The sequence below is a fragment of the Zarconia sp. genome, assembly GCF_057467645.1.
Window position 1 is genome coordinate 1 of the sequence record NZ_JBRJXU010000078.1, and the last position, 6688, is coordinate 6688.

Consider the following 6688-nt stretch of genomic DNA (forward strand, 5'->3'; position numbering starts at 1 on the left):
ATCTCAGTCATCAACAAACTCAACACATCGTCAGACTGCGCTTCCTCCCACAACTCAGCCAATCGCTCCATTTCTGAATCGGAAAGCTCAGGGCGATTGGTTAATCTTGCATATTCTAGCGCAAGCTTTTTACGTTTTTCTTCTATTCTTTTTGACATTATTAGCACTTCCTTTAGATTGCGGTTTGTTAATTACAAAAAATTGATGTTCAATTTAAAATCGCAAAAAACAAATCAAAGGCAATAGAACCGCCGCAACTTATCTAGTGCTCGCTTTCCCTTTTGACGCCAGCGATTTTGCATTTTACGATCGCCTATATTTTCGCTTTCTAAAGGAGTAAAATGCTCTCCGACTTCTTGCCAAGATAGACCTTTAACATGCCGCAATACTAAAATTTCAACTTCTTCATTACTTAGAAAGCTCAAAGCATTATACAATCTTGATGTATTCTCTTCTATCATAGAATAATTATTAGATACGTCATCGGTTAAATTATAATTCTTATCATATGAATTCATCTTCGAGGCAACAGAATGTAACCTCGAGCACTCTTTTTTCTCCTCTCGAATAATATTGATAATTGTGCCGCGAAACCAAGCAATTAAATTTCGGATAGTTTTTCCTTTTTCAATAGCAATAATAGTGCGATAAAAGGCTTCACTTATAATCTCTTTTTCTTCTTTTAAGCCATAAATTCGATACTGACGGAGAAGCTTTCTCGTGAATGGAAGAAGATGATGAGGATCGGCTTCCTGGTCTTTCGATTCCTCCAAACACTCCTGCACCAATGACCGAACAGATTCGATCTGTCTCTGCATTTCAAGGGAACATTCAGTTGAATCTGGGCATGGAACCATCGCCAAAGACTCTTGACTAGAAGGCTGCGAAGGAGAAAAGCGCGAAGATTTCATATTAACTACAGTCATAGGTGTACTTTTAAATGGAAGTCGAGCCAAAAACGTGACACCCATGATTGAGAAATTTTTCCTGAGTCACAAAATCTCTCCAAAGCCTACGACTAGATAGAACGTCATCAATTTCAAAAGTAGGTCGTACACAATGAAGAAAAACCTCCCGGTGTGGCAAATTACCTTTCCCCTGGGCGTGGTGCTAATTTTCGCTCTCGGAGCTTTCACAGCCATCAAACTAGCTCACGGTCGCTATACCTTCGAGCTTGATGCAAGCCCAAAGCAAGTCCGACTCCGAACTGATATCGAGAAAAAGGAGCGTCAGCCTGTAGAAGAAATTGACGATCGGACAACTCTCAAAAAGAAAAACTTGCTGAAAGCTCAGCCATAGTCTCAGGCATTACAAATATCAAACCCCTCACATCAGAATCAACCTGATGTGAGGGGTTCACTTAATTTCCAACCAAAGTTTAACGACCATGACTGCGAAGAGATCGCCCGGAACAATTGACCCTTTCTCGATCGCCTCACTGCAATTTCTCCACCTCACCCGGTATGCGATCGCGCAGCGTCTCAAACGGAGAATCGCCCCCACCATCCAACTCGCACCCTACGTCGTCATAGAAGGCTTTCCCTACTTCACCCAGCATCGACAACCTCGATACCCCCCTCCACACTGGCGATGGCGCAACTTCTCAATATTTCTGTCACTCGTCAAGATTACAATCGCCCGAGACTCCCTACGTTTTCTCTACATCTGATGACTCTTGGGCTGCTGGCTTCTTGATTTTCTCAAATACCTGTATTCCGGCATCCTCTAGGGAAAATCCCTTTTCGGTTGGCTTGCCGAATTTCCCAGATACCGCCCCGACCCAGCTTTCAAATTCTTCCATTTTTTTGGCGTTTTTATTCCAGGTTTTGTTTTTGAAGCTGGCGGTAAATACCAGCCCGGTGGCTTCGTCAACGAGGGCGATTTCCACTCGCCCTCCCCCGAGTGGTTTCGGGGTGGGAATCTGGCTGAATTTGAGGGTGATTTCGGCGCGGGCCATGGTGGGAAGATGTTCTGTGGGGGGTGAGGGTGGACTCGGTTGGAGTGCTGATGCTGCGGATGAGTCTGGAGGTGGACTCGGTTGGAGTGCTGATGCTGCGGATGAGTCTGGGGTTGGACTTGGGATTGGATTGGCTTGGAGCGGTGGGGGCGCGTCTTTTTCTGAGGGTGGACTCGGTTGGGATGGAGGGGTGGGAGATGGTGAGTTGGGGGATGAGTCTGGGTCGGACTCGGTTTGAAGCTCGATGAGTTGACCGTCTGCGAGTACGAGTTGTCCCAATTCGAGTCGGGCTTCTAAGTCCCAGAACTGACCGACTTGGGGCTGGGGTAGAACGCCATGTACGGTGATGACAAACGGTCGGATTTTCCGAGAGGCGTTGGGGTTGGAGCGAATTTCGATTTTGAGCAGTTGGCTCTGGGGCTGCCAAGATTTTAGAAGACCGCGAATGCTAAATCGGTTCACTTCTTCTGAAAGCGCGAATAACCCCCGAATTTGGAACGATGTGAGATTTCCGGCTCGATCGGTTCTGGGATATCCGTTCCAAATTGCCATGCCTTCTTTGAGGTTTTGTGTTTGGGCGAGGACTTTGAGAGGAATGCTCGCGGGGATTTGACAATCTCCCAGATGCAAGCTGCCTCGGTTTTCGTTGCCCTCGGAGGCTCTAAATGCTGCCCGGAATCTTCCCAATGCTCGAAATTCTCTTGGGCTGCCTGGGGGGTGAATGCGCGAGGGTGGGAATTTTGATTTCATTGGGGGGCAAACATCACAAATCGCACTGGGCTTCTCTAAATTAGCTGTAGCCCTAACTATAGCTGTAGCCATCACGGTTAGGACAACAATCGTTCACACAAATATATCTCTCCCCCAGCAACGCGGAGCGGGGGGACGGCATACCGTTGTTGAACTTTTCGTCACTTTTCGGTTTGAAATTAGACACTCTCGGAGCAACGGACTCCAACGACCGAGGCTGCAATTTGACATACCTTGCTGTAAATCATGCAGCATCTGACCCCATCGGGAAAACGACCCTGGCACGACCCGGACACGACCCGGACAATACCCAACTCTCCTCCAATTCAAAAGAAATGTAAAGTTGTCACTCCCTCAAAAAATCAAGACGGGACTCCTCGCATGGGAGGTTAGACCTTTGTTGAATTTTTCATCACTTTTCGGTTTGAAATTAGACACTCTCGGGTTAACGGACTCCAACGACCGAGGCTGCAATTTGACATACCTTGCTGCAAATCATGTCGGGGCGCGAGGTGAAGCCAAACGGGGTTAAACCGGGGTCTAACCGGGATTAAACCGGGATTAAACCGGGATTAAACCGGGAACAAACGGGTTCGGCCCCACTCAACCCGACTAAAAACACCATTTTGACGAGCACTTTTAAGTCCGATTCGGGATTAAACCGGGATTAAACCGGGATTAAACCGGGAACAAACCCGGATTAATCCCGGTTTGTTCCCGGATCTAGTTCGGCTTTTTGTTGCCCAAATCTAAAGAGAATCTAAAGGCGAATGCTACGGCTCCCCAACGAAAATTTCTCCTGGGGAAATGATGACACATCTTTAGAGTCCGATCTGGGCGCGAATGGCTTTGACGACTCCAACTTTTTTCTGATAGGTCGAACCTTTCTTAGAACATCGAGATACGCCCCAAACGGATTTAATAATTTTTTCTTGGGATTTCCAACCATCTCTTAAAAGCCCGATGACGCGATCGATTTCTGACTGGCTGGCTTCCCCGCTTGGGGCAAGGGTGCAGGGTGCGGGTGCAGTCGAGATACCCCCGAAATCGGGTTGGAAGCTGGGGGGTTCTGAGGTGCGCGAATCGCCAGAGTTCTTGTCGGGCAAGTGCTTTGATGAAGCACCCGCCTCTTCACCCGAACGGGAACGACCTGCACCCGCATCCCCATGCCGTTCCCCATTTTTCCCGATTTCAAACTGCAAATGCGCGTAAGCTTTTGGCTTGGGCAAACGAGCAACGAATGGCTGCACGCCGGGATATTTCACTAGGGCAAAATACTTGCACCCTTGGGCATTTAGATAAGCGATTTCTTCTTTGATTTCCAATCGCCGTTCTTTGGACATGGGCAAGTCGTCTGCTCCTTCTTCTGCCGATGTTGACAGCAGAATGGTGGCAGATGCTTTCAGGTCGGGATGGTTCAATCCGATGTCGCTGGGGAGATAGGACTGACACATATAACAGACCATCACCCGCAATGCCCGTCCCACCTTCAAGCCAACTCGAAGATTGTCTTTAATCTCCTTTTTGTACCGAGACATGGTGGTATCGGTTTCATCGATCGCCCACATGGATGGGGTGAATTCTGGAGTTGTCCCGTCGATCCAATTCTGGGGGTCGAACTCGTCGGAGGCTCGCTTGATTCGAGCATCTACCAGTGCTGCCATGTCGGCTACACCGTTGGGGGCATCTTCCCAACTTCGATACTGGGGGAGGAAGGGTTGACCTTCGATAATCCAGGGGGAGAGGGGGAATTTGGGGTCGATGAGGGTTAGGTCGAGATTGCCAGCGAATACTCGGTGTTTGGCGATGCAGTAGAGATTGTTGAAGAATTCGGATTTACCGCTGCCGTTTTCACCGCTGATACGGAAGTGGAAGCATTTGTCTACCAGGTGGATGAGCCATTGTTCGCCATCGACGATGCGATCGGCGATTTTGCGCTTGCTGGTTTTAGTGCTGGTTTCAACTCCTGCGGTGGACACCTCAAGCTGAATCAACCCCTTGTCAATCCACTGCCACGAGAGAGGATGCTTGGAGCCGATGAGTCCTTGGATGAGTCCCGATTGCTTGTCGAGTTCCTTGATGTCAAAGGTATTCTGGGGACGGAACCAAACCCGATCGCGATTGGGGTTGGTGTCGTGGTGGTCGTAGTCGAGTTTGAACCCAAGTTGGTAGAGGGCGGGGATAACTTCTTTGAGGTAGACGCAAACCCGATCGAGACCACGGGGAATCTTGGGATAGGTGGCAACGGCTAACTGCTCTTTTAGTCCCTCATTTTCAGCCTGTAAGGCAGCAATTTGCTCGTTTTTGGGTTCGAGTTGGTCGGCTACCCATTGACGGGCTTGTATTTCGATTTCTTGCTGCTGGGCTTCGAGGTCGGCCAGTCCGGTATGTACCGTTTCCTGGGCTGCTTTTTCGATTAGCTCCCGTTCTTTTTCGATAGCTGCGAGTTCACGATCTCGATGTGCCTCGAACTGGGAGCGCTCTGCATCAAGTGTTTTTCGTTCGGTATTAAGAGCGCCATACTCCTGCTCTATTTCTAGTTGACGCATCTTGAAGCGGTTTTCGTACTCGTCTTCGAGTTCTTTTTTGCGATCGCGAATCTCACTTTCAGCGGTGCGATCGGCAATGGTACGCTCTTGCTCCCATTGCTCCCGTTGGCGATCTAGTTCGATTCGTGACTGTTCGTTCTCCCGGTCTAAATCCATCTGGCGAGAATCCAAATCCACAGACCGGGCTTGTAGGTCGCGCTCCCAATCTTTGAGCTGTTCTCTACGATCGGCACGATCGATGTCGAGCTGTTTCTTCGCTTGTTCGATCGCCAGTTCAGCTTGACGCTTGCGAATGGGTGCAAGTCCTACGCTTGAGGCAACCGCCCCTACTACCGCAAGATTTAAGCGTGGTAGCAGGGCAGATGACCACAAGCCCAGACTCAGACCCGAAACGACGTAACCGATGGTGGCAACTTTCTTGAGTTCGGTAATTTGCTGGGCTTGCACGATCTACACCCCCGTAATCTTGTGACCCAGACCTCGGAGTTCGGCGAGGCGATCGTCAAACTGAGCTTGCAGGGCTTTTACGTCGAGCTTTTGGGTCTTCAGAGCGATTTTGTTGCGCTCGCCATTGACCTTGCGGAAGTCGATCGCTGACTTAAGATTGTCCTTCTTCGTCCCCAGCTCGACTTCGATAATCGCCTTATCGGTGTCGGCAATCTTGCCCTTGAGCTTGGCGTGTTCGATGAGGCCAAACTCGGTTTTCACGTCGATTTTGAGGGCATCGAACCGATGGCGTTCGATTAAGGTTTTCTGACCCTCTTGCTGGTGCTTGAATGACAGCCCGGTAGTTTTCTCGCGTTCGATGGCAAGAAGCCATCCGGTCTGACGGTTCTTTTCCTCTTGCAACTGGACTTTGAGCGCCCGTTCGCGACCCTTGGCTTTTTCGAGTTTCGATTTGAAGTCGGCTTCAGTTAAGGGGTTGGGGGTGAGGGACACGCCGGGGGGATTCTTGGAGTAGGAGCGTCCGGATACGTTGAATGAGGGGGCTGTGGGTGAGTATGTCATGGTTCAATTGAATTAGTGGTGTTTGGCCCGAGCGTGCTATGCGCTCGGGCGGACGCTTGGGGCGATCGCACTTGGTGGTACAGGCGGCGATCGCTTCTACTTTTCTTGGCTCCGAATGCGATCGATTAACGAGTCGGCAAGGTCGATACCGCTTTGGTGAGGGGCGGGGGAAATCTCCTCATCCCGATTGGGAGCTGGGGGATTGCCGCCCAGTTTGCCGTAGAGCTGGCAATAGAAGGTAAAGGTTGGATTGTCTGCGGTATCGTCTCCCGAGGTTTGGAGAGAGTCGATCGCATTCCACACCATCTCTCGAAGGGTTGCCAGTTCGGGGCAAGTCAGGTTTACGGTTGTCATGAGTTCTCCACGATTTGTAGTGTTTTGACGGACAGTGCGAGGGCTTCTACTCGGGTCATGGGGTCGGCAT

Annotated in this window: 7 protein-coding genes; 1 reads left to right on the forward strand and 6 read right to left on the reverse strand. The window is 49.9% G+C overall.

Features of this window, described 5'->3' with window-relative positions:
* Nucleotides 1-233: 233 nt before the first annotated feature.
* Nucleotides 234-926, reverse strand: a complete 693-nt coding sequence (locus tag AC2215_RS11715) for a sigma-70 RNA polymerase sigma factor region 4 domain-containing protein (RefSeq protein WP_486810181.1) — start codon at nt 924-926, stop codon at nt 234-236.
* A gap of 133 nt (nt 927-1059) precedes the next feature.
* Between AC2215_RS11715 and AC2215_RS11720 the strand changes: the two genes are divergently transcribed.
* A complete protein-coding gene (locus tag AC2215_RS11720) occupies nt 1060-1299 on the forward strand; it encodes a hypothetical protein (RefSeq protein ID WP_486810182.1) in 240 nt (79 codons plus the stop codon).
* Nucleotides 1300-1435: 136 nt separating this feature from the next.
* On the opposite strand, the gene AC2215_RS11725 is transcribed toward AC2215_RS11720, so the two are convergent.
* The 5 genes from AC2215_RS11725 to AC2215_RS11745 form a co-directional block, all read right to left on the reverse strand.
* On the reverse strand, nt 1436-1558 hold the full coding sequence (locus tag AC2215_RS11725) for a hypothetical protein (RefSeq protein WP_486810183.1): 123 nt from the start codon (nt 1556-1558) through the stop codon (nt 1436-1438).
* Nucleotides 1559-1648: 90 nt separating this feature from the next.
* On the reverse strand, nt 1649-2644 hold the full coding sequence (locus tag AC2215_RS11730; RefSeq protein ID WP_486810184.1) for a hypothetical protein: 996 nt from the start codon (nt 2642-2644) through the stop codon (nt 1649-1651).
* An 884-nt stretch (nt 2645-3528) separates the two neighbouring features.
* Nucleotides 3529-5703, reverse strand: a complete 2175-nt coding sequence (locus tag AC2215_RS11735; protein ID WP_486810185.1) for a hypothetical protein — start codon at nt 5701-5703, stop codon at nt 3529-3531.
* A gap of 3 nt (nt 5704-5706) precedes the next feature.
* Nucleotides 5707-6264 (reverse strand): hypothetical protein, encoded by a 558-nt coding sequence (locus tag AC2215_RS11740; RefSeq protein ID WP_486810186.1) that lies wholly within the window; start codon nt 6262-6264, stop codon nt 5707-5709.
* Nucleotides 6265-6360: 96 nt separating this feature from the next.
* The gene (locus AC2215_RS11745) at nt 6361-6618 is read right to left on the reverse strand and encodes a hypothetical protein (protein WP_486810187.1); all 258 of its coding nucleotides are present in this window, start codon (nt 6616-6618) and stop codon (nt 6361-6363) included.
* Nucleotides 6619-6688: the final 70 nt, after the last annotated feature.